Genomic DNA, 24,411 nt, shown 5'->3' with positions numbered 1-24,411 from the left:
CGACGGCCAATCGCGGCACTTCCCGCGGAGCGCTTAGTCCGGTTCCCGCAGCCGTCCCAACTGGCTCTGGAACCAGTCGAGTCGGGCCTGGAGCAGCGCCGCCTCCGCCGCCAGCTCGGGCAGGCCGAGCCCGGCCACGACGGGATCCGCGGACACCGGCGGCTCCGCCATGACGCGCAGCCCTTCCCCGGCCACCGCCGCGAACCGGCCCAGGCTCACGGCCGTGCGCCCGCCGCCGCGCCCGCACGTGCCGCACACCCCTTCCAGGGCGCGCCAGCCCGGCCTGCCCCACCCGGCGTCCGCGAGGCGGGTCGCGGCCGCGCCGCAGCCGCAGGGCTGCACGGTCATCGACCGCACCCGCTGGCGCGCATACCGGAAGCCCTGCTCGAAGCGGATGTACGCGCCGAGCACCGTCACCTGGAGCAGCGCCGCCGCGCGGTGCTCGGCAGTGCACAACAGCCCTTCCGCGGCCGCGCGTTCGTGCACGCAGTGGAAGCCGCAGTCGCAGCGCCGGTGCGGCGCGCGGTGCCGTCTGCCGTAGGCGCAGTGGGCCTCGTCGAGCGCGCCGTACGGCAGCGAGCCGCCCAGGGAGACGCCGGTGAATCCGGCCCGGGTGCCATCCTGGGAGAGCACCGGGTGGGCGATCTTGTATCCGGTGGGCGGCTCCTCGGGGCGTTCCTCGGGAAGCCGGAACCTCATCGGCCCGCCGGCACCTCGACGGGCGCGGGAGCGGCCAACTCCTCAGCTTCCAGGGTGAGTTCGGGGTGGATCTCCTCCACCGCCGGGAGCTCCTCGACTGCCGCGAGCCGCTCGGGGCCCTCCTCGGCGATTCCGGTGGCGACTGCCCTGCCCAGCCTCATGGTGCCTCCTGTGAACGACCGACCGACGTCCCGGCGCCTGCGCGTCCGGCTCCCGCCATGGTGACGTATTCCGGGGCGAGTTGGTACGGTCCCTGGCCTGCTCCCCCGGCCTCCCTCTCGTACGTCGTAGCGGACCTGCGCATTACCTCGTAGCAGAATTAAGTGGAGCTTCACCACGAGCGCGCCGAGACTGCCCTTATGACCGCGACCTCCCTTCCAGACGCGGCTCCACCCGGCGCCGCGTCCGCTTCCGCCCCGTTCGGCCGCGCCCTGTGCGCGATGATCACGCCCTTCACGGCGTCCGGGGCCCTCGACGTCGACGGCGCCCAGCTCCTCGCCGACCGCCTGGTCGCGGACGGCTGCGAGGGGCTCGTCCTGTCGGGCACCACCGGGGAGTCCCCGACGACGTCCGACGCGGAGAAGGCGGAGCTCGTGCGCGCGGTCCGGGAGGCGGTCGGCGACCGGGCCGCGATCGTCGCGGGCGTCGGCAGCAACGACACAGGGCACACCGCCGAACTCGCCCTGGGGGCCGAGAAGGCGGGCGCGGACGGCCTCCTCGTGGTCACGCCGTACTACAGCAAGCCGCCGCAGGACGCGGTCGAGGCGCACTTCCGCGCGGTCGCGGACGTGTCGGGCCTGCCGGTGCTCCTGTACGACATCCCGGGCCGCACCGGCACCCGCATCGAGCCGGACACGATGCTGCGCCTCGCGGAACATCCGCGGATCGTGGGAGTCAAGGACTGCGCGTACGACCTGCTCGGCTCCGCCAAGGTGATGGCGCACTCGGACCTCGCGTACTACACGGGCTGTGACGAGTTCGTCCTGCCGCTGTACGCGCTCGGCGGCGCCGGGTACATCAGCACCGTTGCCAACGTCGCGCCGCGCACCCTACGGGCGATCGTGGACGCCTTCGACGCGGGCGACACGGCCGCCGCCGCACGCGGCCAGCGGCAGCTCACGGAACTCATCGAGCTGGTGATGGCCTCCGGCCTGCCCGGCACGGTCACCGTGAAGGCGCTGCTCAACGCGCTCGGCCTGCCCGCGGGCCCGGTCCGGCCACCGCTGCTGCCCGCAGGCCAGGACGTGGTCGACGGGCTGCTGGCGGCGTACGAGGCGCTCGGCGGCGCGGTGCCCGCGGGGGCCGTTCAGCGCGTGGTGAGCATCGGCGACCACGCCGTCTTGTAGCCCTCGGGTGGGCCACCGCCGTGATGACGGGTGGACTCAGCGCTTGGCCGGGAATCCGCCCGCCTTGGTCCACTTCAGCGTGTCCCCGCCGCGCTTGAACGTGACCTGCTTGCCGGACGCGGAGACGAGGGCCTTCTCCCAGCCGTCGAAGTCCTTGGTGAGGTGGTGGTCCCACGTGGTCAGGCGCCCGGTCGCGACGGCGGCGACCGACTCCGTCGGGGGCTCGCCGTCGGCGCAGTAGTGCCCGAAGTCGGCGATCGCGGCGACGGTGCCGGACCTGGCCTTGAGCGTGATGCCCTGGCAGGCGTCGGTCTTGGCGCGGTAGACGACGGCGGGCTTGGACCAGCCGCGCGCCCTGGGGCTGTAGTCCTGGACGTAGAGGCGCTTGTCCTTGAGGTAGTGCATGGCCACGCGGCGCCCGTCCGGGAGCTTCACCTGGGACTCGAAGGGGCTGGGGCTGCCGCTCCAGGGGATGTCGCTGTGCCGGAGCTTGTACGTGTGGCCTCCGGCGGCCGCGCGGTCCACGTCCGCGCGTGCGGCCGCGTCCCGCCCCACGCTCTGCCCGCACCCCGCGAGCAGCACGACCACCGCGGCGGCACCCGTGGCAAGGGCGCGCGTTCCGGTCCTGTTCATGTCGATCTCCCCTCCGTTGCGCGCAGCATACGCACGAAGGACGCCCCTCCTCGCCGGAGGGGCGCCCTTCGTGCTCGTTGCGTTCTGGATCAGTTGTGGCTGTGCAGCACGTCGTTGAGGCCGCCCCAGACCGCGTTGTTCGGGCGGGCCTCGACGGCGCCGGTGACCGAGTTGCGGCGGAAGAGGATGTTGGAGGCGCCGGACAGCTCGCGGGCCTTCACGATCTGGCCGTCGGGCATCGTCACGCGCGTACCGGACGTCACGTACAGGCCCGCCTCGACGACGCACTCGTCGCCGAGCGGGATGCCGACGCCGGCCTCGGCGCCGATGAGGCAGCGCTCACCGATGACGATGCGGACGTTGCCGCCGCCGGACAGGGTGCCCATGGTGGAGGCGCCGCCGCCGATGTCCGAGCCGTCGCCGATGACGACACCGGCCGAGATGCGGCCCTCGACCATGGACGTGCCGAGCGTGCCCGCGTTGAAGTTCACGAAGCCCTCGTGCATGACGGTGGTGCCCTCGGCGAGGTGCGCGCCGAGCCGCACCCGGTCGGCGTCGCCGATGCGTACGCCCTTGGGGGCGACGTAGTCCGTCATGCGCGGGAACTTGTCGACGGACGTCACGGCCAGGTGCAGGCCCTCGGCGCGGGCGTTCAGGCGCGCCTTCTCCAGGTCGTCGACGGCGACCGGGCCGAGCGAGGTCCAGGCGACGTTGGCGAGCAGCCCGAACATGCCGTCCAGGTTCTGGCCGTGCGGCTTGACCAGCCGGTGGCTGAGCAGGTGAAGCCGCAGGTAGACGTCGTGTGCGTCCAGCGGCTTGTCGTCCAGGGACGCGATGACCGTGCGTACGGCGACGACCTCCACGCCACGGCGGGCGTCGGCCCCGACCGCCTTCGCGGCGCCCTCGCCGAGCAGCTCCACGGCGCGCTCGGCGGTCAGCCGCTCACTGCCGGAAGGCCCCGGCTCGGCGACGAGCTCGGGCGCGGGGAACCAGGTGTCGAGCACGGTGCCGTCGGCGGCGACGGTGGCAAGCCCGGCGGCGACGGCGCCGGTCGTACGGGAAGTGTCAGGAGAAGGCGTCTCGGTCATGAGTGAAACCTAACCGGGCCGACCCGACAGAGGCTAACCGGCCGGGGCACCTGTCTCACACACCGGGCGGCACACGCCCTCCGACCCGCTTCCCACCGCCCTCGTCCTCGCTGTGGGCAGGCGGCGATCCGAGCCCCACCCGCCCCTCCCCGCTGTGAGCAGTCGGCAGAGCCCCGAGCTCCGCCCGCTCCACGCTGTGGGCAGTCGTTCCGCAGGGCGGAACGGGTGGGCACAGCGCCCCGGTGCCGGCCACCCCTGGTCGAAACACCCGCCCCGCTCCCAGGAGCAGCACCCCGGCCAGCCCGGCCAGCACCGCACAAACAGGCCACAAAGCCCCCGGCGCGGCGGTGTACAGCGCCCCACCCAACGGCGCGGACAACACCACCCCACTCACGGAAACCCCCGAGTACAAACTCTGGAACCGCCCCTGCACATGCGCGGGCGCACTGTCGGCGACGTACGCCGCAGCCGGCGTCTTGTAAAGAATCTCCCCGGCGGTGAGCAGCGCCATCATCACGACGGCAGCCCCCGCCCCGACCCCGAACGCCAGCACCCCATACCCGGCCCCCACCAACAGCACCCCACCCCCGACGATCAGCAACGGCCGCCGCCCCCGCAGCGCCAGAGTCACCGGCAGTTCGAGCAGCAGAATGAGCCCTCCGTTGATCGCGAGGAGCCACCCGTAGAACCCGGTACCGAGCCCGTGCCGATCAAGATCAGTCGGCAGCGTCGAGTACTGCTGGCGATAGACGAGATCGGTGACGAGGATCGCGCCGAGCAGAGCCACGACAGCCGGACGCGCCCGCAACGCGGCGAACACCCCGGGCGCGCCCGGGACCTCCACGGCCGCGTGGACGACCCCCCGCGCAGGCAGCACCCGCGCAGCGTACGCGGCGAAGACAAGCGTCCCGACCCCGTCCACGACGAACAGCACGCCGTACGAGAAGTGGGCGATGACCAGCGCCCCCAACGGCGGCCCCACCGTGAACCCGGCATTCCCCGCGAACCGCATGACGGCGAAGCCCTGCCGCCGCGCCCCCTCCGGCACGGTCACCGCGACGAGCGCGCCGTTGGCGGCCCGCACGCACCCGCCCGCGTACTGGCTGAGCACGGGCACGACGTACAGCAGCGCCACCGGCAGCACGGGCAGCAACAGCACCCCCACCCCACTGACCAGCGAACCGACGAGCAGCACCCGCCGGTGGCCGTACTTGTCGCCGAACCACCCGCCCGTGAAGTTCCCCGCGACCTGCCCCGCGCCACCGATGCCGCTGATGAGCCCGGCCTGCGCGACGGACAGACCGCGCTCGTGCGTCAAGTAGACGAAGAAGTACACAAAGGTGAAGGCCACCACCATGTTGAAGAACTGACCCGCGGCGAGCAGCCACACGGTCCTCGGTACGTCGCGCAGCCCGCGCAGCATGCCACCCCCGGCGAAGCAGTGAAGCACTGAAACAGAGAAGCAGTGAGTTCCCTTTGGGAACGGACTATGACAGCATGCGAAGCTCCGGGTCAACGCCCCACCGACCCGGGGAGAGTGTGAGGGACATGCCACGCCGTACGAGCCTCGGCGACGCCCACTGCGCCATCGCGCAGGCCCTGGACGTCGTCGGCGACTGGTGGACGCTGCTGATCGTGCGCGACACGGCCCGCGGGGTGCACCGCTTCGACGGGCTCCAGCGCGAACTCGGCCTGTCGCGCAAGGTGCTCACCGAGCGCCTGCGCCTCCTGGTGGACGCGGACGTCCTGGCCCGGGTGCCGTACCAGGACCGCCCGCCGCGCCACGAGTACCGGCTCACGCCGCGTGGCCGCGCACTGCTGCCGGCGCTGATCGCCCTCCAGGACTGGGGGGACACCTGGGTGCTGGGAGAGGGAGAGATGACGGCGACGGCTCCGGCGGAGGCCTCGCGGGAGGCACAGCGCGTACACGAGCTGCTCGGCACGCGCGTGCCGGAGCTACAACTCCTCGCGGACGACGGAGAGTTGAGGGACCCGCTGGCGACGGAGGCGACGCCGGGAGCACCCGGAACCGCCCCGTTCACCGTCCTGTACTGCTTCCCGGGTGCCTACGCCCGCAAGGACGCCTACCCGCCCGGCTGGTCCGCGATCCCGGGCGCGCCCGGCTGCACGCTGGAGTCGTGCACGTACCGCGACCGCCTCGCGGAGTTCACGGCGGCGGGCGCGGCCGTGCGCGGCGTGTCCACCCAACGTCCCGACGAACAACGGGCGTTCGCCGAGAAGGAGGGCCTGCGCTTCCCGCTCCTGTCGGACGCGGAACTCACCCTGACGGCCGCCCTGCGCCTGCCGACGTTCCGCGCGGCGGGCGTGAGCCGCCTCAAGCGGCTGACACTGGTCGTGGACGCGGGCCGGGTCGTACGCGACGTGCAGTACCCGGTCACGGACGTCACGGCGAGCGTGGACGCGGCCCTGGCGACGGTCAATCGCCTGCGGGGCGCGGGCAGTTGAGGAGTCGCGCGATCATGTCCCGCGCATAGGCCTCGTCGTAGGTGTCCCCGGCGACCAGCACCTGAAGGCAGATGCCGTCCATCAGCGCGCTGAGTCCGTGCGCGGTGCCGGCGTCGGCGCGCTCGGCCAGGATGTCGACGAGGCCCGAGCACCACTCGGCCGCGACCGGCTTCAGCGCGGGTCTGCGCAGGGCGGCCAGATACAGCTCGTACTCCAGCTCGACCCCCGTGCGATCCCCGGCGAGCCAGTCGCCGAGGAGCGACGCCAGCTCGCCGGCGAGGTCGACGTCCGGGTCCCGCAGCGCGGCACGGCTCCTCGCGACCTCGGCGAAGCCCTCATTGGTCTGCCGCAGGGCGGCCACCATCAATTCGTCGAGGGTCTTGAAGTGGTACGTCGTGGACCCGAGCGGCACATCGGCCTCGGCGGCGACGGACCGGTGGCTGAGCCCTCCGATGCCCTTCTTCCCCACGACCCGGATCGCCGCGTCGATGATCCGCTGCCGTCTCTCCGGGTCGTACCGCCGCACCACTAGTGGGCTCCGCCCAGGTTCAGCACGACGACCCCGGCGATGACGAGCGCGATCCCCGCCACCTTGACCAGGTTCGTCGACTCCCCGAGGAACAGCATCCCGATCCCGGCGACCGCGGCGGTCCCTATCCCCGCCCAGATCGCATAGGCGGTCCCCACCGACAACGTCTTCAGCGTCTGTGCGAGCAGCGCGAAGGCCAACAGATACCCCGCGACGGTGACCAGCGACGGCCAGAGCCGGCTGAACCCTTCGCTGTACTTCATGGCCGTCGTCCCGGCCACCTCCGCCGCGATCGCCGCGGCCAGCAGTCCGTATCCCATGCGTACGAGTGTACACATCGATGCGTACAGGTGTACATAGTCGTGGGTGAGCGCGTGCAACGTGGGTGAGCGCACGCAAAAAGGGCCCGCACCGACCGGTGCGGACCCTCATGGGTTGCCTCAGGCAGCCCGCAGCGGGCTCCCGAGCCAGAAAAAATCAGACGTTGAACCCCAGCGCCCGAAGCTGCTCGCGGCCGTCGTCCGTGATCTTGTCCGGGCCCCACGGCGGCATCCAGACCCAGTTGATCCGGAGCTCGTTGACGATGCCCTCCGTCGCGGACTTTGCCTGGTCCTCGATGACGTCGGTCAGCGGGCAGGCCGCGGACGTGAGCGTCATGTCGATGGTGGCGATGTTGGCGTCGTCGATGTGGACGCCGTAGATCAGGCCCAGGTTGACGACGTCGATACCCAGCTCGGGGTCGACGACGTCGTACAGCGCCTCGCGGACCTCTTCCTCCGAGGCCGGCTTCGTCGTCAGGGTCTCGTTCTCGCTCATGCCGTCTTCCTTTCGGCCTCTTCGGCCTCGACGTCGGCGCCGAGTGCCTGCGCCGTCGCGTCCTTCCACGCCATCCAGCTCAGCAGAGCACACTTCACGCGCGCGGGGTACTTCGAGACCCCGGCGAACGCGACCGCGTCCTCCAGGATCTCCTCCATCGCGTCGTCCGGCTCCAGCCTGCCCTTGGACTGCATCAGCTCCAGAAACACACCCTGGATCTTCTGCGCCTCGGCGAGGTCCTTGCCGACGAGCAGCTCGTTCAGGACGGACGCGCTGGCCTGGCTGATGGAGCAGCCCTGGCCCTCATAGCTGACGTCCTCGATGCGCGAGCCGTCGTACTTCACGCGCAGCGTGATCTCGTCGCCGCACGTCGGGTTGACGTGGTGCACCTCGGCATCGCCGTCGCGCAGACCGCGCCCGTGCGGATGCTTGTAGTGGTCCAGGATCACGTCCTGGTACATGGAGTCCAGCTTCACCAGTCAGCCCCGTCCTCAGCCGAAGAAGTTCCGTACGTGCTCCAGGCCCTCGACGAGTGTGTCGATCTCGCCGGGCGTGGAGTACAGATAGAACGACGCTCGCGTGGTCGCGGGAATTCCGTACCGCAGGCAGACGGGGCGGGCGCAGTGGTGGCCGACCCGGACCGCGATGCCCTGCTCGTCGAGGACCTGGCCCACGTCGTGCGGGTGGATGTCGCCGAGCGTGAAGGAGATCGCCGCGCCGCGCTCCTCGGCCGTGGCCGGGCCGATGATCTTGAGGTCGGGGACCTCCAGGAGGCGCTTGACCGCGTACTCGGTGATCGCGTGCTCGTGCTGGGCGATCTTGTCCATGCCGATCGAGGTCAGGTAGTCCACCGCGGCGCCCAGGCCGACGGCCTGCGCGACCGGCGGGGTGCCCGCCTCGAACTTGTGCGGCGCGGGCGCGTACGTCGACGAGTGCATCGAGACCGTCTCGATCATCTCGCCGCCGCCCAGGAACGGCGGCAGGTCCTCCAGGAGCTCCTGCCGGCCCCACAGCACGCCGATGCCCGTCGGGCCGCACATCTTGTGGCCGGTGAAGGCCACGAAGTCGGCCTGCAGGGCCTGCACGTCCAGCGGCATGTGCGGCGCGGCCTGGGAGGCGTCGATCAGGACCAGGGCCCCGACCTCCTGGGCGCGGCGCACGATCGCCTCGACCGGGTTGACCGTGCCCAGGATGTTGGAGACCAGGACGAAGGAGACGATCTTCGTCTTCTCCGTGATGACCTCGTCGATGTTGGACAGGTCGAGCCGGCCGTCGTCGGTGAGGCCGAACCACTTCAGCTTCGCGCCCGTGCGCTGCGAGAGCAGCTGCCACGGCACGATGTTGGAGTGGTGCTCCATCTCCGTGATGACGATCTCGGTCTCGTGGTCCACGCGGTAGGGCTCGTCGGCCCAGCCGAGCATGTTGGCCACGAGGTTCAGCGACTCGGAGGCGTTCTTGGTGAAGATCACCTCGTCGCGGCTGGGCGCGTTGATGAACTCCGCGACCTTGTCACGGGCGCCCTCGTAGAGCGCGGTGGCCTCCTCGGCGAGGACGTGCACGCCGCGGTGGACGTTGGCGTTGTGCTGCTCGTAGTACTCGCTGAGCACGTCGATGACCTGGCGCGGCGTCTGGGACGTCGCCGCGTTGTCCAGGTAGACGAGCTTCTTGCCGTCGTGGAGCGTGCGCTCCAGGATCGGGAAGTCCTTGCGGAGCGCCTCGGTGTCGAGGAGGCCGGTAAGCCCCTGGTGGGCCACAGTCACGCTGATACGCCACCCTTCGTGTAAGCCTCGTAGCCCTCGGCCTCCAGCTTGTCGGCGAGCTCGGGGCCACCCGACTCGGCGATCCGGCCGTTCGCGAAGACGTGGACGAAGTCGGGCTTGATGTAGCGCAGGATGCGCGTGTAGTGCGTGATCAGGAGCGTGCCGACCTCGCCCGTCTCGCGGACGCGGTTGACGCCCTCGGAGACCACGCGCAGGGCGTCGACGTCCAGGCCGGAGTCGGTCTCGTCGAGGATCGCGATCTTCGGCTTGAGGAGCTCCATCTGCAGGATCTCGTGGCGCTTCTTCTCACCGCCGGAGAAGCCCTCGTTCACGTTGCGCTCGGCGAAGGCCTGGTCCATGTGGAGCGCGGCCATCGACTCCTTGACCTCCTTCACCCAGGTGCGCAGCTTGGGGGCCTCGCCGCGGATCGCCGTCGCCGACGTGCGCAGGAAGTTGGAGACGGAGACGCCGGGGACCTCGACGGGGTACTGCATGGCGAGGAACATGCCCGCGCGGGCACGCTCGTCGACCTCCATCTCGAGGACGTCCTCGCCGTCGAGGGTGACGGTGCCCTGCGTGATCGTGTACTTGGGGTGGCCCGCGATGGAGTAGGCGAGGGTCGACTTGCCGGAGCCGTTCGGGCCCATGATGGCGTGCGTCTCGCCCTGCTTCACGGTCAGGTCGACACCTTTGAGGATTTCCTTGGTGCCGTTCTCGACCTCGACGGTCACGTGCAGGTCGCGGATTTCAAGCGTTGCCATGGGTGCCTCAGGACTCCTGGGTGAGGGAGACGAGCACGTCGTCCCCTTCGATCTTTACGGGGTATACGGGGACGGGGCGCGTCGCGGGAAGGCCGGACGGCTTGCCGGTGCGGAGGTCGAAGCTGGAGCCGTGCAGCCAGCACTCGATCTGACAGTCCTCCACCTCGCCCTCGGAGAGGGAGACGTTCGCGTGCGAGCAGATGTCGTAGATCGCGAACACCTCGCCCTCGGTGTGGACGACCGAGACCGGCGTGCCGTCGAGTTCCACCCGCTTCGGGGTGTCCTCCTCCAGCTCGCTCAGGCCGCAGGCGCGTACGAATGTCATCAGACTGACGCCTCCAGCTCCTCGTCGATCTTCACGAGAAGCCGCTCTTCGATGTCGTCGACCGCGATCTGCTGGACCAGCTCGGCGAAGAAGCCGCGGACCACCAGTCGGCGGGCCTCGTCGGCGGGGATGCCGCGGGCCATCAGGTAGAAGAGCTGCTCGTCGTCGAAGCGGCCGGTGGCGGAGGCGTGACCGGCGCCGACGATCTCGCCGGTCTCGATCTCCAGGTTCGGTACGGAGTCCACGCGGGCGCCGTCCGTGAGGACGAGGTTGCGGTTCATCTCGTACGTGTCCGTGCCCTCGGCCTTGGCCTCGATGAGGACGTCGCCGATCCACACGGCGTGCGCGTCGTCGCCCTGCAGCGCGCCCTTGTAGACGGCGTTGGACTTGCAGTGCGGGACGTTGTGGTCGACGAGGAGGCGGTGCTCCTGGTGCTGGCCGGCGTCCGTGAAGTACAGGCCGAAGAGCTCGGCCTCGCCGCCGGTGCCCGCGTACGTCACCCGGGGGTGCAGGCGCACGAGGTCGCCGCCGAAGGTGACGACGAACGACTTGAAGGTGGCGTCCCGGCCGATCAGCGCGTTGTGCTGGCCGACGTGCACGGCCTTGTCGTCCCAGTCCTGGACGGAGACGACGGTCAGCTTGGCGCCGTCGCCCAGGATGTAGTCGACGTTGGCCGCGAGCACCGCGTCGCCGGTGTGGTCGATGACCACGACGGCCTCGGCGAAGGCGCCCAGCTCGATGATCTGGTGGCCGTAGGCGACGCCGCCCTCGCCGTGCACGGCGATGCGGATCGGCTCGGTGAGCACCGTCTCCTTGGGGACGGTGACGACACCGGCCTTCTCGAAGGCGGAGTAGGCCTGGGCGGCGACGCGGTCCACGGGGACGCCCGCCTTGCCGAGCCGCGCGTCGTCACGGCCGACGGTCTCGACGACGACGGCCTCGGGGGCCTCGATGTCGATCCGCACGCCGTCGCCGGTGGCGACCGCGGTGCCGTCGTGCAGCCCGCGCAGCCGCTCCAGCGGCGTGAACCGCCACTCCTCCTCGCGGCCGTGCGGGACCGGGAAGTCCGCCACGTCGAAGGACGGGGGCGCGCTCATGCGCGTGGCGACGGTCGACTCGGCGGCCACCGCGATCTGGCCCGCGGTGGTCGAGCCCACGGGGATGTTCTGAGCCTCAGCCATGGCTGTCGGTCTGCTCTCTTCCTACGTCAAGAAATCTGGCGACTGCTTCGGAGGGCGGGTCCTAACCGACCGCGCCTTCCATCTGCAGCTCGATCAGCCGGTTGAGCTCGAGGGCGTACTCCATGGGCAGCTCCTTCGCGATGGGCTCGACGAAGCCGCGCACGATCATCGCCATCGCCTCGAACTCGGTGAGGCCGCGGCTCATCAGGTAGAAGAGCTGGTCCTCGGAGACCTTGGAGACGGTCGCCTCGTGCCCCATGGAGACGTCGTCCTCGCGGACGTCCACGTACGGATACGTGTCGGAGCGGGAGATGGTGTCGACGAGCAGCGCGTCACAGAGCACGTTCGACTTCGATCCGGCCGCGCCCTCGCCGATCTCGACCAGGCCGCGGTAGGAGGTACGGCCACCGCCACGCGCCACCGACTTCGACACGATGTTGGACGAGGTGTTCGGCGCCATGTGGACCATCTTGGAGCCGGCGTCCTGGTGCTGGCCCTCGCCGGCGAAGGCGATGGACAGGGTCTCGCCCTTGGCGTGCTCACCCATCAGGTAGACGGCGGGGTACTTCATCGTCACCTTGGAGCCGATGTTGCCGTCGATCCACTCCATGGTCGCGCCCTCGTACGCCACGGCGCGCTTGGTGACCAGGTTGTAGACGTTGTTCGACCAGTTCTGGATGGTCGTGTAGCGGCAGCGGGCGCCCTTCTTGACGATGATCTCGACCACCGCGGAGTGCAGGGAGTCCGACTTGTAGATCGGCGCCGTGCAGCCCTCGACGTAGTGGACGTAGGCGTCCTCGTCGACGATGATCAGCGTCCGCTCGAACTGGCCCATGTTCTCCGTGTTGATGCGGAAGTAGGCCTGGAGCGGGATCTCGACGTGCACGCCCTTCGGCACGTAGATGAACGAGCCGCCGGACCATACGGCGGAGTTCAGCGAAGCGAACTTGTTGTCGCCGACCGGGATGACCGTGCCGAAGTACTCCTTGAAGAGCTCCGGGTGCTCCTTCAGGGCCGTGTCGGTGTCCAGGAAGATGACGCCCTGCTCCTCCAGGTCCTCGCGGATCTGGTGGTAGACGACCTCGGACTCGTACTGCGCGGCGACACCGGCGACGAGGCGCTGCTTCTCCGCCTCGGGGATGCCGAGCTTGTCGTACGTGTTCTTGATGTCCTCGGGCAGGTCCTCCCAGGACTCCGCCTGCTTCTCCGTGGAGCGCACGAAGTACTTGATGTTGTCGAAGTCGATGCCCGAGAGGTCCGAGCCCCAGTTCGGCATGGGCTTCTTCTCGAACAGGCGCAGGCCCTTGAGACGGAGCTTGGTCATCCACTCCGGCTCGTTCTTCTTCGCGGAGATGTCCCGGACGACGTCCTCGTCGATGCCGCGCTTGGCAGAGGCACCGGCCGTGTCGGAGTCGGCCCAGCCGTATTCGTACTTACCCAGGCCCTCGAGTTCGGGGTGGGCAGTCTCCGTGGGGAGAGTCATGCGGGGTTCCTCCCGGCCGTGCTTGCTGAAGTGTTGTCGGTGGTCTGTGTGGTCGCCTTGGGGATGTACGTCGTGCAGACGCCGTCCCCGTGGGCGATGGTGGCCAGGCGCTGGACGTGCGTCCCGAGCAGCGCGGAGAAGATCTCCGTCTCCGCCTCGCACAGCTGCGGATACTGCTCCGCGACGTGGGCGACCGGGCAGTGGTGCTGGCAGAGCTGCTCGCCCACCGGCGCGCTGCGCGCCGTAGCAGCGTACCCGTCGGCGGTCAACGCCTTCGCCAGGGCGTCGGTGCGCTGCTCCGGGGGCGCCGCCTCCATCGCCGCGCGGTAGGCCTTGGCCTGCTCGGCGATGCGGGCGCGGGCGAATTCGGCGACCGCGGCCTCGCCGTGCGTCTGCTCGATCCAGCGCATGGCGTCGGCCGCGAGCTTGTCGTAGGACTGGTCGAAGGCGTCGCGGCCGCAGTCCGTCAGGGCGAAGACCTTGGCCGGGCGGCCTCGGGTCCGGGCGCCGTAGACCCGCTTCTCGCGGCCCTCGACCACGTTCTCGTGCACGAGGGTGTCCAGGTGGCGGCGGACGGCGGCCTGGGTCAGGCCGAGCCTGCCCGCCAGGTCCGCCACGGTGGACGGGCCGTGGTCCAGGATGGATCGCGCGACCCGGTTGCGCGTGGACCGCTCCCCGGTCGCGAGCTCTTCCTGCGGGGCGGCCCCCGTGGGGGTCTCCCGAGCCTCGCCGACGTTTTTCACAACGCCATTGTTGCGTAATTCCTCAGAGCCTGACAAGCCGCGTCCGGATCACTGTTCGGTGCCGTGCATCACTTAGGCAAACCTAAGCTGACCTGCGGAAACGATCATCGATCGATCAATTCGGTGGCGCGTTCCCGACCCCTCCGGGAGACTCCCTGACCATGCCGACACCCCCTCCCACCGGCCCTTTGTGTACCCGCGACTCCCTCGCGGAGGAATTGCGCACCCTCGGCATTCGCACCGGTGACACCCTCCTCGTGCATGCGTCCCTCAGCTCCCTCGGCTGGGTCAGCGGCGGCGCCGAAGCGGTCGTTCTGGCCCTGTTCGACTGTCTGGGTGACGAGGGGACCCTCGTGGTGCCCGCGCAGTCCGGCGACAACTCCGATCCGGCCGGCTGGGAGAACCCGCCCGTTCCGGCCGCCTGGTGGCCCGCCATCCGCGCCTCGATGCCCGCGTACGACCCGCGCACCGCCCGCACCCGCGGCGTCGGCGTCGTCCCCGAGACCGTGCGCACCTGGCCGGGCGCCGTCCGCAGCGCCCACCCGCAGACCTCCTTCGCGGCCGTCGGCCCCCGCGCGGGCGCCCTCATGGACGGCCACGCGCTCGACTGCCGGCTCGGCGAGCACAGCCCGCTGGCCCGGCTCGAACAGGCAGGGGCGCGGGTGCTGCTCCTCGGCGCGGGCTTCGACTCCTGCACGGCCTTCCATCTGGCGGAGTACCGCGTTCCGGCGCTGCTCGCCGAGAACTCCTTCGCCGTCATGACGGACGAGGGCCGCCGCTGGATGACGGTGCGCGAGCCCTCCATTACCGACGACCGCTTCGACGAGCTGGGCGCGGACTTCGAGCGGGAGCGGCCGGTGGCGCGCGGCAGGGTCGGGGCGGCGACGGCACGCCTGTTCCCGCTGGCGGAGGCGGTGGCGTACGCGCAGGGGTGGCTGGCGGAGCGTCGGCCCCGTACGGGCTGACGCATCGGGCCGGACGAGGCCAGCCGCATCGGGCCGGACGAGGGCCGGACGCATCGGGCCGGACGAGGGCCAAGGGCCCCCTGGCCACAGGCCCCGGAACCCTCTCTAGACTTCCCGGCATGGGAAATGAGTCCGTCGTCCAGGCCATGGGTCTGGTCAAGCGGTACGGGACAAAGACCGCGGTGGACGGCCTCGACCTGGAAGTCCGCGCGGCCGCCGTCACAGCCGTCCTCGGCCCCAACGGCGCTGGCAAGACCACCACCATCGAGACCTGCGAGGGCTATCGCAGGCCGGACGCCGGGGAGGTCCGCGTCCTCGGCCTCGACCCGGTCCGGCAGGCCGCCGCGCTGCGGCCCCGCATCGGCGTGATGCTCCAGTCCGGCGGCGTCTACTCCGGCGCCCGCGCCGACGAGATGCTCCGGCACGTCGCGAAGCTGCACGCGCACCCCCTCGACGTGGACGCCCTCATCGAACGCCTGGGCCTCGGCTCCTGCGGCCGGACCACCTACCGCCGCCTCTCCGGCGGCCAGCAGCAGCGCCTCGCGCTGGCCATGGCCGTCGTCGGCCGGCCCGAACTGGTCTTCCTCGACGAGCCGACCGCCGGCCTCGACCCGCAGGCCCGCCGGGCCACCTGGAGCCTCGTCCGCGACCTGCGCCGCGACGGCGTCTCCGTGATCCTCACCACGCACCACATGGACGAGGCCGAAGAACTCGCCGACGACGTCGCCATCATCGACGCCGGCAAGGTCATCGCCCAGGGCAGCCCCGAGGCACTGTGCCGCGGCGGCGCCGAGAACACCCTGCGCTTCACCGGCCGCCCCGGCCTCGACGTCGGCTCCCTCCTCAAGGCCCTGCCCACGGACTCCGCCGCCGCCGAACTCACCCCCGGCGCCTACCGCGTCAGCGGCACCGTCGACCCCCAGCTGCTCGCCACCGTCACCTCCTGGTGCGCCCAGCACGGCGTCATGCCGGACCGGATCTCGGTCGAACGCCACACCTTGGAAGACGTGTTTCTGGAGCTCACCGGCAAGGAGTTGCGCTCATGACGCAGGCCCACCCGTCTTTCGGCCGGGGGTCCGGGGGTCGTCCCCCGGGAAAACACAGCTTGGAGCTCACGGGTAAGGAGCTGCGGTCGTGACCAGCACCACCGACACATCGAGTTCTACGTCGAGTACGTCGAATGCATCGGGCACTCCGGGCACGTACACGCCCAAGCCGGGTGCCGCCCCGCTCCCCCGCATGATCGCCGCGCAGGCCGCGCTCGAGACGAAGATGCTGCTGCGCAACGGCGAACAGCTGCTGCTCACCGTCGTCATCCCCACGCTCCTGCTCGTCCTGTTCAGCGCGGTCGACATCGTCGACACGGGCGACGGCAAGGCGGTCGACTTCCTCGCCCCGGGCATCCTCGCCCTCGCCGTCATGTCGACGGCCTTCACCGGGCAGGCCATCGCGACGGGCTTCGAGCGGCGGTACGGCGTGCTCAAGCGGCTCGCCGCGTCGCCGCTGCCGCGCTGGGGCCTGATGGCCGCCAAGACGCTGTCGGTGCTCGTCACCGAGGTGCTCCAGATCGTGCTGCTCACGGCGATCGCCTTCGCGCTCGGCTGGTCGCCGGACGGCAACCCGCTCGCCGTCCTGCTGCTCCTCGTGCTCGGTACGGCCGCCTTCTCCGGGCTCGGCCTGCTGATGGCCGGCACCCTCAAGGCGGAGGCGACGCTGGCCGCCGCCAACCTGGTCTTCCTGCTCCTGCTGGTCGGCGGCGGTGTCATCGTGCCGCTCGACAAGTTCCCCGGCGGAGTCGAGACCGCGCTCGGGCTGCTGCCGATCTCGGCGCTCTCGGACGGCCTGCGGGACGTCCTTCAGGACGGCGCGTCGATGCCGTGGGGGGACCTCGGAATCCTGGCGGTGTGGGCGGTCGTTGGGCTCGGCGCGGCGGCGCGGTTCTTCCGCTGGGAGTAGCAACCAGTTCCGCTGAGAGTAGTAACGGGCGTCACAGAAGCACCGGATACGTCCCCCTCGTGAAGCCGTGCACAAGCGCACCCCTACGATGGGGCGCGTGCCAAACGTGACCCGGGCCGACGTGGCTCAAGCAGCACGCAATCCGCTCGCCTTCATCGCGGAACGCTGGACTCCGACCGAACGGACCGTCCAGCGCGCGGTGCTGGCCTCGCTCGTGATGACGTGCGTCATCGTGGTCACCGGCGGCGCCGTCCGCCTCACCGGCTCCGGCCTCGGCTGCCCGACCTGGCCCAAGTGCACCGACGAGTCCCTCACCGCGACCAGCGAGATGGGCTTCCACGGAGTCGTCGAGTTCGGCAACCGCATGCTGACGTACGTGCTCTGTGCCGCCGTCGGCTGGGCCATCATCGCCGTACGCTCGCAGAAGCCGTGGCGGCGAAGCCTGACCCGCTACGGCTGGGCCCAGTTCTGGCTGGTCATGGGCAACGCGGTGCTCGGCGGCATCGTCGTGCTCGTCGGCCTCAACCCGTACACCGTCGCGGCGCACTTCCTGCTCTCCACCGCCCTGATCGCGGTCGCCACGGCGATGTGGCAGCGCACCCGGGAGGGCGACGCGGAACCGCGCCCGCTCGTCGGCAGGGCCGTCGCCCAGTTGGTGTGGGTCCTCACCGGCGTCACCGTGCTGCTCATCGCGGTCGGCACGGTCGTGACCGGCGCGGGGCCGCACGCGGGCGACTCCAGCGACGTACCGCGCATGAACGTCGGTGCGGTGGGCCTGGACTGGGAGGGCGTCACCAAGGTGCACGCCGTCCTGGCGTGGGTCGTGGTGACGCTGACGTTCGCGCTGTGGTTCGTCCTGAAGGCGGTCGACGCCCCGCGCGGCCCGCTGGCCCGCACCCGGGACCTGTTCCTGATCCTGCTGGCGCAGGGTGCCATCGGCTACGTCCAGTACTTCACCGACCTGCCGGAGGCCCTGGTGGCCGCGCACATGCTCGGCTCGTGCCTGGTGTGGATCGGGGTGCTGAGGGTGCTGCTTTCCCTGCGCGAGCGGCCGCAGCCCAAGGCGGACGTACCCACGCAGGTGGACGACTCCCAGCTGTCGTCGGTCTGACGCACCACGGACTGGCCGTCCAGAACCACGGACTGACCGTCCAGACCCGCAGACCGGCCGCCAGAACCGCAGCCCGGCCGTCCAACCGTCAGTCGTCCACCAGCCCATAGACCCGCCGCGCGTTCCCCGCCGCGATCAGCCCCGCCACCCGCTGCGCGTCCGCCAGCGACCACGCCCCCTCGGCCACCCACGTGCCGAGCACCCGCCCGAGCGCCTCCCGGAACAAGTGCGCCCCCACCACGTGCAGTTCGGGCAGCCCCTGCGCGCCGCTGGAGAACAGCAGCTTGCCGAACGGCGCGAGTTCCAGGATCTCCGCGAGGACGGCGGCCGCCCGCGCCCCGGTCCGTACGAGCGCGGGGCCCAAGTCGGCGTACACATGCGGGAAGACGCCCGCGAGGTGGGCCGCGGCGCGGTGGTGCGGATAGCCGTGCAGCAGCACGAGGTCGGTGCCGAGCCCGGCCGTGGCCCGGGCGAAGTCGCCGAAGGAGCGCTGCGGGTCGGCGGCGCCGGTGTGCAGTTGCAGGGGCAGGCCGGAGGCGACGGCGATCCACAGCAGGTGCCGCAGCAGCACCGGGTCCGCGAGCTCGCCGCCCACCTGCCGCCCGGCGAGCCAGCGCCCCGCCGCGCCGCGCACCTCCCCGGGCCCCGGCGGTTCGGCCGCGAGCGCGCGGTGCCTGCGCACCCCGGCGACCGACGTGAAGGCGACGGCCCCGTTCGCGGCGCCGTGCACGGACTCGGCGAGATTGGCGAGGAAGGAGTCGACGGTGCCGGAGGTGTCGGCGACCTGCTCGGCCAGTAATTCGAGGCGGACGATCTCGTGGGCCTCGGCGGCGCCGGTCGTCGCCAGTTCGCCGGGCCCGGTGAGATCGCCCGGCAGCCCGGTGTCGACGAGGTACGTCGTGATCCCGCTGCCCCGCAGCAGCCGTCGCCCGGCCTCGAGCACCCCCAGCTCACGGCGGCGCGCGAGATAGCGGGCGGGCGGGCAGTGCGGTTCGAGGCCGAGCAGCGGCGGGCACCAGCGGCGGACGGCGAAGCCGGTCTGGGTGTCGAAGAAGGTGGTGCCGGGGGCGGGCGGGCCCTCGCCCCGGCCGAGGTGGGCCTCGAAGGTGCCGAGTCCCAGCTCCGTACGCAGGACTCCGTGGCAGTGCTGGTCGACCAGGGACGGCGTTTCGATCATCCTGGCTCCCCTGCGTGGACCGTGTTCCTACGGTCCTAACGGGTGACCCCGGTGTCAGGTGTTGCTCACCGTGTCACTCCGTGCCCGCCCCGCGCGTGTCTCAGCCGCCCGTCGGGCCGCCGATCTGGATGCCCGCCATGCGCGTCCATTCGTACGGTCCGGTCTTCACCTTGGCCGCGAAGTCACCGTCGAAGTCCTCGTGGACGGTGATTCCGGCCTTCTCCACGGCGTTCGTCGCGATCGCGTGGCTCGGCGCGACCAGGTCGCCCCAGCCGCCGTCGTCGCCGACGAGGACAATGCGCGCGCCCCGTTCGCCGAGGTACGCGACCTGTCCCTCCGCGCCGCCGTGCGCCCGCGCGAACGCGGTGATGTGCTTGGCCAGCTTGGCGGCCGTGCGCTCGGCTCGGGCGGCCTCCTTGGCCGCCTTGGCCGCCGCGTCCGAGGACGCCGTGTCCGCGCCGCCCGCGCCGCCGTCCGCGCCGGGGCCGCCCTGCTCCGTCACCTGCTCCGTGTCTGCCATGGCACAGGATGCTACCGACGGGTAGATCGTTCGGCGACGCCCGGGTGACGTGGTCTCGGCCACGGTTCGCCCGCGGCTCGCGGGGCCGTTCCGCCCCGCGCCGCCCCGTGGTAGGACCAGGAGGCATGCCCGGTCTGCTGCTCGGCGAGGTCTTCCGGTCCGCCGCCCGCGCCGTCCCGCACCGTACGGCCGCGGTGCTCGGCGAGCGCGAGCTCACCTTCGCCGAGCTGGACGCGGCGGCCGACCGGGCCGCCCGGTTCCTGGCCGCCCACGGCGTGCGGGGCGGCGACCGCGTGGTGTGCCTGGCGGGGGCGTCCCTGGATGCGGCGGGCTTGTTCGCGGGGGCCGCGCGGGCCGGGGCGGTGTTCGTGCCGGTCGACCCCGGCGCCGGGGAGGCGCGGGTGACGGAGGTCGTGCGCGCGGCCGGGCCCCGCCTGCTCCTGACCGACGCGGCTCGTGGGGAGGCGGGGGCGCAGGCGGCGCGGGCTGCGGCGGTGCGTCATCTCGTACTCCCGGAAGATCAATTCGTGCTCCCGGAAGGGCATGCCGCGCTCCCGGAAGCGGACGACGAACCACGGCTGGAGGAGGACGAACCACGGCTGGAGGAGAAGGAGACGGCCCTCGCCGAGTCGCCGGACGAGGCCGACCCCTGCGTGATCGTCTTCGCCGCTTCGCGCGGTGCCCGAGGCATCGTCCTCTCCCACCGGGTGTGCGTGCTGCGCACCCACCCCGGCTGCCGGCCGGAGCCGTGCACCGTGCTGGTCTGCGGATTTCCGCCGGGGCAGTGGTCCACGTGGGCCGCCCTGCTGCGGCAGTGGCAGGCCCGGGGCACCGCGGTGCTCCTGGAGCAGCCGGACCCGGTGGCGATCTGCGCGGCCGTGCGGGGGCACCGCGCGGAGCGCCTGGTGTGCACGCCCGAGACCTGGCAGGAAGTCCTGGACACGGCGCCGCACCAGCTGGCCCCGCTGCGCTTCGCGGACGTCGAGGCGACCGGCACGCCCGCCGCCCCCGAGCTCCTGGAGGACATCCGCACCGCGACCCCGCACGCCCGGGTGCGTGCCTTCCTCACCTCGCCCGAGACGGGTGACGTCGCCGTCCTGGACCACGCGGACGCACGCCACCGGCCGGACAGCTGCGGACTGCCCGCGCCCGGCACCGAGGTACGGGTGGCGGACGGCGAGCTGTACGTGCGCGGGCCGCTGCTGTTCGAGGGATACGCCGACGCGAAGGAGGCCACGGCTGCCGCGCCGCGCGACGGCTGGTTCCGCACGGGGTGGCCCGCGACGTCCGACGACGACGGCCACCTGCACGTACTGCCTTGGTGAAGTCCGCGCCCCATAAGGGGCGCGGGGAACTGCGCGACCAGCCCCCACCGACCCGCAGGGGATTCATCGCAGTCCAGCGAAGCACTCAGCGAAGGAAGGGGTCCACAGCCACCGCCACAAACAGCAGCGAGACATAGGTGATGGACCAGTGGAAGAGCCGCATCTCCTTGAGCTTGCCGCCGGTCACCTCGGCCTTCGCGCGGTTCTGCAGCCCGTGCGCCTCCCACAGCCACCAGCCGCCGGTGGCCAGGGCGACCACGGTGTAGAACCAGCCGGTGTAGCCGAGGGGCTGGAGCAGCAGCGAGACGGCGACCATGACCCAGCTGTAGAGGACGATCTGCCGGGCGACGACCTTGTTGGAGGCGATCACCGGGAGCATCGGCACGCCCACGCGCGCGTAGTCCTCCTTGACCCGCATGGACAGCGGCCAGTAGTGCGGCGGCGTCCAGAAGAACATGACCAGGAAGAGGATGATCGGCGCCCACGACATCGAGTTGGTGACGGACGACCAGCCGATGAGGACGGGCAGACACCCGGCGATGCCGCCCCAGACGATGTTCTGGGAGGTGCGGCGCTTGAGGATCATCGTGTAGACGATCACGTAGAAGAGCAGCGCCCCGAGCGACAGCCAGGCGGACAGCCAGTTGACGGCGAGGCCGAAAAGCAGCGTGGAGACGACCGCGAGCGCGATGCCGAAGACGAGGCATTCACGGGGGCTGACCATGCCGGTGACGAGCGGCCGCTGCGAGGTGCGCTCCATGAGCGCGTCGATGTCGCGGTCGATGTACATGTTGAGGGCGTTGGCGCCGCCCGCGGAGAGGTAGCCGCCCACGCAGGTGAGAAGCACCAGCTTGAGGTTGGGCACCCCCTGCTCGGCGAGGAACATCACCGGAACGGTGGTGATCAGCAGCAGCTCGATGATCCGCGGCTTGGTCAGCGCCACGAACGCCTTGACTCGGGCCCCGAACGGCCGGTTGCTCGGGTTCTGGCTCGCCCCGATTACCCCCGCTGGACGGGATTCAACGGCCGTCACGCACACCCCTGACAGAGACTCCCAGCAAGCCCTGCGTCGGACGTTCGGACATGAAGATCCGGTAAAGGCTCGCGCGTACCACGCCACTGTAGACGTTGCCCATACCTCGCCCTTCGCGGGGGTGGGTTCGTGTTGAGGGGCCGGATGAGCGGTGTTCGAAAGCGGTGGATGCCGGTGTACGAGGTGACCAAATGAGCAGTCCCGTTTTCACATGGTGAACGAGGCAGGGCCCTTTCGGGAGGCGGATCGCGACGGGCCCCTGCAGTCTGGAATCACTCGAAAAAATGCACGTTCCCACAGCGGTAGGCTCGTCAGCGGCCGGTGCGATTCATACGCCGCCGGCATTCGACATGTGGAGAGGAGCCCTGACCCAGGGTGAGCATCAAGCCGACCACCACAGACCTCGAGTGGACCGATCTGGACCAGCGGGCTGTCGACACCGTCCGCGTCTTGGCCATGGATTCCGTACAGAAGGTCGGCAACGGCCATCCGGGTACGGCCATGAGCCTCGCGCCCGCCGCGTACACCCTTTTCCAGAAGGTGATGCGGCACGACCCGGCGGACGCCGACTGGACCGGCCGCGACCGTTTCGTACTGTCCGCAGGACACTCGTCCCTCACGCTCTACATCCAGCTCTATCTGGCCGGTTTCGGCCTTGAGCTCGACGACCTGAAGGCCTTCCGCACGTGGGGCTCGAAGACTCCGGGCCACCCGGAGTACGGCCACACGGTGGGCGTGGAGACGACGACGGGCCCGCTCGGCCAGGGCGTCGCGAACGCCGTGGGCATGGCGATGGCCGCGCGCTACGAGCGCGGTCTGTTCGACCCGGACACCGCGGCCGGCGAGTCGCCGTTCGACCACCACATCTACGCGATCGCCGGCGACGGCTGCCTCCAGGAGGGCATCTCCGCCGAGGCGTCCTCGCTGGCCGGGCACCAGAAGCTCGGCAATCTGATCCTGCTGTGGGACGACAACCACATCTCGATCGAGGGCGACACGGAGACCGCGATCTCCGAAGACACCATGAAGCGGTACGAGGCCTACGGCTGGCACGTGCAGCGCGTGGAGCCGAAGGGGAACGGCGACCTGGACCCGGCCGCGCTGTACGCGGCGATCCAGGAGGCCAAGGCCGTCACGGACCGGCCGTCGTTCATCGCGATGCGCTCGATCATCGCCTGGCCCGCCCCGCACGCGCAGAACACCGAGGCCGCGCACGGCTCGGCGCTCGGCGACGAGGAGGTCGCGGCCACCAAGCGTGTCCTCGGCTTCGACCCGGAGCAGTCCTTCGAGGTGTCCGACGAGGTCCTCGCGCACACCCGTGAGGCACTGGACCGGGGCCGTGAGGCCAAGGCGACGTGGGAGAAGGGTTTCGCCGCCTGGCGCACCAAGGAGGTCGAGCGCGCCGCGGAGTTCGACCGGATCGCCGCGGGCGAGCTGCCCGCGGGCTGGGAGGAGAAGCTCCCGGTCTTCGAGGCGGGCAAGGGCGTCGCGACGCGTGCCGCGTCCGGCAAGGTCCTGCAGGCGCTCGGCGCGGTGATCCCCGAGCTGTGGGGCGGCTCCGCCGACCTCGCGGGCTCGAACAACACCACGATCGACAAGACGTCGTCGTTCCTGCCGGCGGGCAACCCGCTGCCGGAGGCGCACCCGTACGGCCGCACGATCCACTACGGCATCCGTGAGCACTCCATGGCCGCGGAGATGAACGGCATCGCGCTGCACGGCAACACCCGCATCTTCGGCGGCACCTTCCTGGTGTTCTCGGACTACATGCGCAACGCCGTGCGCCTGTCCGCGCTGATGCACCTGCCGGTGACGTATGTGTGGACGCACGACTCCGTGGGCCTCGGCGAGGACGGCCCGACGCACCAGCCGGTGGAGCACCTGGCCTCGCTGCGCGCCATCCCGGGCCTGAACGTGGTCCGCCCGGCCGACGCGAACGAGACCGCCATCGCCTGGCGCGAGATCCTCAGGCGCTGGACGAAGGAGTTCGGCAAGGGCGCCCCGCACGGCCTGGCGCTGACCCGTCAGGGCGTGCCGACGTACGAGCCCAACGAGGACACGGCCAAGGGCGGTTACGTCCTGTTCGAAGCCGACGGCGGCAAGCCCGAGGTCGTCCTCATCGGCACCGGTTCCGAGGTGCAGCTCGCCGTGGAGGCGCGCGAGCAGCTGCAGGCGGCGGGCGTGCCGACGCGTGTTGTCTCGATGCCTTCGGTGGAGTGGTTCGAGGAGCAGGAGCAGGGGTACCGGGACTCGGTGCTGCCGCCGTCGGTCAAGGCACGGGTGGCGGTCGAGGCCGGCATCGGTCTGACCTGGCACCGCTTCGTCGGGGACGCGGGCCGCATCGTTTCGCTGGAGCACTTCGGCGCTTCGGCGGACGGCAAGGTCCTCTTCCGCGAGTTCGGCTTCACTGCCGACGCGGTGGCCGCGGCGGCCCGGGAATCGATCGCAGCCGCTCAGCGCTGACGCCCATATACGACCAAGTAGGAGATGTAAT

The 24,411-nt window shown here is 70.8% G+C and carries 26 protein-coding genes; 8 read left to right on the top strand and 18 right to left on the bottom strand.

Annotation, left to right across the window (positions count from 1 at the left end):
• Positions 1–33 precede the first annotated feature (33 nt).
• Both AC0KTA_RS29535 and AC0KTA_RS29530 read right to left on the bottom strand, forming a co-directional pair.
• Positions 34–699, bottom strand: a complete 666-nt coding sequence (locus AC0KTA_RS29535; RefSeq protein WP_481051253.1) for a hypothetical protein — start codon at positions 697–699, stop codon at positions 34–36.
• Positions 696–860, bottom strand: coding sequence for a hypothetical protein (locus AC0KTA_RS29530; protein ID WP_481051252.1), 165 nt, complete (start codon positions 858–860; stop codon positions 696–698). The genes AC0KTA_RS29535 and AC0KTA_RS29530 overlap by 4 nt, the downstream gene beginning before the upstream one ends.
• 198 nt (positions 861–1,058) lie before the next feature.
• Between AC0KTA_RS29530 and dapA the strand changes: the two genes are divergently transcribed.
• Positions 1,059–2,045, top strand: a complete 987-nt coding sequence (gene dapA / locus AC0KTA_RS29525; protein WP_481051251.1) for a 4-hydroxy-tetrahydrodipicolinate synthase — start codon at positions 1,059–1,061, stop codon at positions 2,043–2,045.
• Between the two features lie 36 nt (positions 2,046–2,081).
• On the opposite strand, the gene AC0KTA_RS29520 is transcribed toward dapA, so the two are convergent.
• From AC0KTA_RS29520 to AC0KTA_RS29510, 3 genes are all read right to left on the bottom strand, one after another.
• Positions 2,082–2,678, bottom strand: coding sequence for a hypothetical protein (locus AC0KTA_RS29520; RefSeq protein WP_481051250.1), 597 nt, complete (start codon positions 2,676–2,678; stop codon positions 2,082–2,084).
• 89 nt (positions 2,679–2,767) lie between these two features.
• The gene (gene dapD, locus AC0KTA_RS29515) at positions 2,768–3,766 is read right to left on the bottom strand and encodes a 2,3,4,5-tetrahydropyridine-2,6-dicarboxylate N-succinyltransferase (RefSeq protein WP_481051249.1); all 999 of its coding nucleotides are present in this window, start codon (positions 3,764–3,766) and stop codon (positions 2,768–2,770) included.
• Positions 3,767–3,821: 55 nt separating this feature from the next.
• Positions 3,822–5,189 (bottom strand): MFS transporter, encoded by a 1,368-nt coding sequence (locus tag AC0KTA_RS29510; protein ID WP_481056607.1) that lies wholly within the window; start codon positions 5,187–5,189, stop codon positions 3,822–3,824.
• A gap of 125 nt (positions 5,190–5,314) precedes the next feature.
• Here AC0KTA_RS29510 and AC0KTA_RS29505 point away from each other — a divergent pair, with 125 nt between their 5' ends.
• Positions 5,315–6,232 (top strand): winged helix-turn-helix transcriptional regulator, encoded by a 918-nt coding sequence (locus AC0KTA_RS29505; RefSeq protein WP_481051248.1) that lies wholly within the window; start codon positions 5,315–5,317, stop codon positions 6,230–6,232.
• Here the strand turns inward: AC0KTA_RS29505 and AC0KTA_RS29500 are convergent.
• From AC0KTA_RS29500 to AC0KTA_RS29455, 10 genes are all read right to left on the bottom strand, one after another.
• The gene (locus AC0KTA_RS29500; RefSeq protein WP_481051247.1) at positions 6,204–6,761 is read right to left on the bottom strand and encodes a TetR/AcrR family transcriptional regulator; all 558 of its coding nucleotides are present in this window, start codon (positions 6,759–6,761) and stop codon (positions 6,204–6,206) included. The two genes, AC0KTA_RS29505 and AC0KTA_RS29500, sit on opposite strands and share 29 nt — an antisense overlap.
• A complete protein-coding gene (locus AC0KTA_RS29495; protein WP_481051246.1) occupies positions 6,761–7,081 on the bottom strand; it encodes a DMT family transporter in 321 nt (106 codons plus the stop codon). Before AC0KTA_RS29495 ends, AC0KTA_RS29500 begins: the two co-directional genes overlap by 1 nt.
• 157 nt (positions 7,082–7,238) lie before the next feature.
• Complete coding sequence (locus AC0KTA_RS29490; RefSeq protein ID WP_030358830.1) at positions 7,239–7,577, bottom strand: metal-sulfur cluster assembly factor; 339 nt, start codon at positions 7,575–7,577, stop codon at positions 7,239–7,241.
• Positions 7,574–8,053, bottom strand: a complete 480-nt coding sequence (gene sufU / locus AC0KTA_RS29485; protein ID WP_189732428.1) for a Fe-S cluster assembly sulfur transfer protein SufU — start codon at positions 8,051–8,053, stop codon at positions 7,574–7,576. Before sufU ends, AC0KTA_RS29490 begins: the two co-directional genes overlap by 4 nt.
• A gap of 15 nt (positions 8,054–8,068) precedes the next feature.
• Positions 8,069–9,337, bottom strand: coding sequence for a cysteine desulfurase (locus AC0KTA_RS29480; protein WP_481051245.1), 1,269 nt, complete (start codon positions 9,335–9,337; stop codon positions 8,069–8,071).
• Positions 9,334–10,098, bottom strand: a complete 765-nt coding sequence (gene sufC / locus AC0KTA_RS29475; RefSeq protein ID WP_189732430.1) for a Fe-S cluster assembly ATPase SufC — start codon at positions 10,096–10,098, stop codon at positions 9,334–9,336. Before sufC ends, AC0KTA_RS29480 begins: the two co-directional genes overlap by 4 nt.
• A 7-nt stretch (positions 10,099–10,105) precedes the next feature.
• Positions 10,106–10,423 carry a non-heme iron oxygenase ferredoxin subunit gene (locus AC0KTA_RS29470; protein ID WP_481051244.1) on the bottom strand — a complete coding sequence of 106 codons (318 nt, stop codon included), beginning with the start codon at positions 10,421–10,423 and terminating at the stop codon, positions 10,106–10,108.
• Positions 10,423–11,604, bottom strand: a complete 1,182-nt coding sequence (gene sufD / locus AC0KTA_RS29465; protein WP_481051243.1) for a Fe-S cluster assembly protein SufD — start codon at positions 11,602–11,604, stop codon at positions 10,423–10,425. The genes AC0KTA_RS29470 and sufD overlap by 1 nt, the downstream gene beginning before the upstream one ends.
• 61 nt (positions 11,605–11,665) lie before the next feature.
• The gene (gene sufB, locus AC0KTA_RS29460) at positions 11,666–13,087 is read right to left on the bottom strand and encodes a Fe-S cluster assembly protein SufB (protein WP_016642176.1); all 1,422 of its coding nucleotides are present in this window, start codon (positions 13,085–13,087) and stop codon (positions 11,666–11,668) included.
• Entirely contained in the window at positions 13,084–13,830 is a 747-nt protein-coding gene (locus AC0KTA_RS29455; protein WP_481051242.1) for a helix-turn-helix transcriptional regulator, read from the bottom strand. Before AC0KTA_RS29455 ends, sufB begins: the two co-directional genes overlap by 4 nt.
• A gap of 161 nt (positions 13,831–13,991) precedes the next feature.
• On the opposite strand from AC0KTA_RS29455, the gene AC0KTA_RS29450 reads away from it, so the two are divergent.
• The 4 genes from AC0KTA_RS29450 to AC0KTA_RS29435 all read left to right on the top strand — a co-directional run bounded on the left by AC0KTA_RS29450 (position 13,992) and on the right by AC0KTA_RS29435 (position 17,862).
• Complete coding sequence (locus AC0KTA_RS29450; protein ID WP_481051241.1) at positions 13,992–14,795, top strand: AAC(3) family N-acetyltransferase; 804 nt, start codon at positions 13,992–13,994, stop codon at positions 14,793–14,795.
• Positions 14,796–14,914: 119 nt separating this feature from the next.
• Complete coding sequence (locus AC0KTA_RS29445) at positions 14,915–15,841, top strand: ABC transporter ATP-binding protein (RefSeq protein WP_481051240.1); 927 nt, start codon at positions 14,915–14,917, stop codon at positions 15,839–15,841.
• A 193-nt stretch (positions 15,842–16,034) separates the two neighbouring features.
• Positions 16,035–16,751, top strand: coding sequence for an ABC transporter permease (locus AC0KTA_RS29440; RefSeq protein WP_481056606.1), 717 nt, complete (start codon positions 16,035–16,037; stop codon positions 16,749–16,751).
• A gap of 88 nt (positions 16,752–16,839) precedes the next feature.
• Positions 16,840–17,862, top strand: coding sequence for a COX15/CtaA family protein (locus AC0KTA_RS29435; RefSeq protein WP_481051239.1), 1,023 nt, complete (start codon positions 16,840–16,842; stop codon positions 17,860–17,862).
• 88 nt (positions 17,863–17,950) lie between these two features.
• Here the strand turns inward: AC0KTA_RS29435 and AC0KTA_RS29430 are convergent, their stop codons facing one another.
• Both AC0KTA_RS29430 and AC0KTA_RS29425 read right to left on the bottom strand, forming a co-directional pair.
• Positions 17,951–19,039 (bottom strand): amidohydrolase family protein, encoded by a 1,089-nt coding sequence (locus AC0KTA_RS29430; protein WP_481051238.1) that lies wholly within the window; start codon positions 19,037–19,039, stop codon positions 17,951–17,953.
• A gap of 100 nt (positions 19,040–19,139) precedes the next feature.
• Positions 19,140–19,559, bottom strand: a complete 420-nt coding sequence (locus tag AC0KTA_RS29425) for a hypothetical protein (RefSeq protein WP_481051237.1) — start codon at positions 19,557–19,559, stop codon at positions 19,140–19,142.
• Between the two features lie 125 nt (positions 19,560–19,684).
• Between AC0KTA_RS29425 and AC0KTA_RS29420 the strand changes: the two genes are divergently transcribed.
• Positions 19,685–20,884, top strand: a complete 1,200-nt coding sequence (locus tag AC0KTA_RS29420; RefSeq protein ID WP_481051236.1) for an AMP-binding protein — start codon at positions 19,685–19,687, stop codon at positions 20,882–20,884.
• 85 nt (positions 20,885–20,969) lie between these two features.
• Here the strand turns inward: AC0KTA_RS29420 and AC0KTA_RS29415 are convergent, their stop codons facing one another.
• A complete protein-coding gene (locus AC0KTA_RS29415) occupies positions 20,970–21,923 on the bottom strand; it encodes a heme o synthase (RefSeq protein WP_481051235.1) in 954 nt (317 codons plus the stop codon).
• A gap of 369 nt (positions 21,924–22,292) precedes the next feature.
• On the opposite strand from AC0KTA_RS29415, the gene tkt reads away from it, so the two are divergent.
• A complete protein-coding gene (gene tkt, locus AC0KTA_RS29410; protein WP_481051234.1) occupies positions 22,293–24,380 on the top strand; it encodes a transketolase in 2,088 nt (695 codons plus the stop codon).
• Positions 24,381–24,411: the final 31 nt, after the last annotated feature.

The organism is Streptomyces sp. Y309 (genome assembly GCF_056712025.1).
Note: the sequence above shows the minus strand (reverse complement) of the source record. Positions and strands in the feature narration are given on the sequence as shown.

What these genes read in the sequence shown, in the direction of transcription:
- AC0KTA_RS29535 (WP_481051253.1), bottom strand. Translation starts at nt 699, where the DNA reads ATGAGGTTCCGGCTTCCCGAGGAACGCCCCGAGGAGCCGCCCACCGGA.
- AC0KTA_RS29530 (WP_481051252.1), bottom strand. Translation starts at nt 860, where the DNA reads ATGAGGCTGGGCAGGGCAGTCGCCACCGGAATCGCCGAGGAGGGCCCC.
- dapA (WP_481051251.1), top strand. Translation starts at nt 1,059, where the DNA reads ATGACCGCGACCTCCCTTCCAGACGCGGCTCCACCCGGCGCCGCGTCC.
- AC0KTA_RS29520 (WP_481051250.1), bottom strand. Translation starts at nt 2,678, where the DNA reads ATGAACAGGACCGGAACGCGCGCCCTTGCCACGGGTGCCGCCGCGGTG.
- dapD (WP_481051249.1), bottom strand. Translation starts at nt 3,766, where the DNA reads ATGACCGAGACGCCTTCTCCTGACACTTCCCGTACGACCGGCGCCGTC.
- AC0KTA_RS29510 (WP_481056607.1), bottom strand. Translation starts at nt 5,189, where the DNA reads ATGCTGCGCGGGCTGCGCGACGTACCGAGGACCGTGTGGCTGCTCGCC.
- AC0KTA_RS29505 (WP_481051248.1), top strand. Translation starts at nt 5,315, where the DNA reads ATGCCACGCCGTACGAGCCTCGGCGACGCCCACTGCGCCATCGCGCAG.
- AC0KTA_RS29495 (WP_481051246.1), bottom strand. Translation starts at nt 7,081, where the DNA reads ATGGGATACGGACTGCTGGCCGCGGCGATCGCGGCGGAGGTGGCCGGG.
- AC0KTA_RS29490 (WP_030358830.1), bottom strand. Translation starts at nt 7,577, where the DNA reads ATGAGCGAGAACGAGACCCTGACGACGAAGCCGGCCTCGGAGGAAGAG.
- sufC (WP_189732430.1), bottom strand. Translation starts at nt 10,098, where the DNA reads ATGGCAACGCTTGAAATCCGCGACCTGCACGTGACCGTCGAGGTCGAG.
- AC0KTA_RS29470 (WP_481051244.1), bottom strand. Translation starts at nt 10,423, where the DNA reads ATGACATTCGTACGCGCCTGCGGCCTGAGCGAGCTGGAGGAGGACACC.
- sufD (WP_481051243.1), bottom strand. Translation starts at nt 11,604, where the DNA reads ATGGCTGAGGCTCAGAACATCCCCGTGGGCTCGACCACCGCGGGCCAG.
- sufB (WP_016642176.1), bottom strand. Translation starts at nt 13,087, where the DNA reads ATGACTCTCCCCACGGAGACTGCCCACCCCGAACTCGAGGGCCTGGGT.
- AC0KTA_RS29450 (WP_481051241.1), top strand. Translation starts at nt 13,992, where the DNA reads ATGCCGACACCCCCTCCCACCGGCCCTTTGTGTACCCGCGACTCCCTC.
- AC0KTA_RS29445 (WP_481051240.1), top strand. Translation starts at nt 14,915, where the DNA reads ATGGGAAATGAGTCCGTCGTCCAGGCCATGGGTCTGGTCAAGCGGTAC.
- AC0KTA_RS29440 (WP_481056606.1), top strand. Translation starts at nt 16,035, where the DNA reads ATGATCGCCGCGCAGGCCGCGCTCGAGACGAAGATGCTGCTGCGCAAC.
- AC0KTA_RS29435 (WP_481051239.1), top strand. Translation starts at nt 16,840, where the DNA reads ATGGGGCGCGTGCCAAACGTGACCCGGGCCGACGTGGCTCAAGCAGCA.
- AC0KTA_RS29430 (WP_481051238.1), bottom strand. Translation starts at nt 19,039, where the DNA reads ATGATCGAAACGCCGTCCCTGGTCGACCAGCACTGCCACGGAGTCCTG.
- AC0KTA_RS29425 (WP_481051237.1), bottom strand. Translation starts at nt 19,559, where the DNA reads ATGGCAGACACGGAGCAGGTGACGGAGCAGGGCGGCCCCGGCGCGGAC.
- AC0KTA_RS29420 (WP_481051236.1), top strand. Translation starts at nt 19,685, where the DNA reads ATGCCCGGTCTGCTGCTCGGCGAGGTCTTCCGGTCCGCCGCCCGCGCC.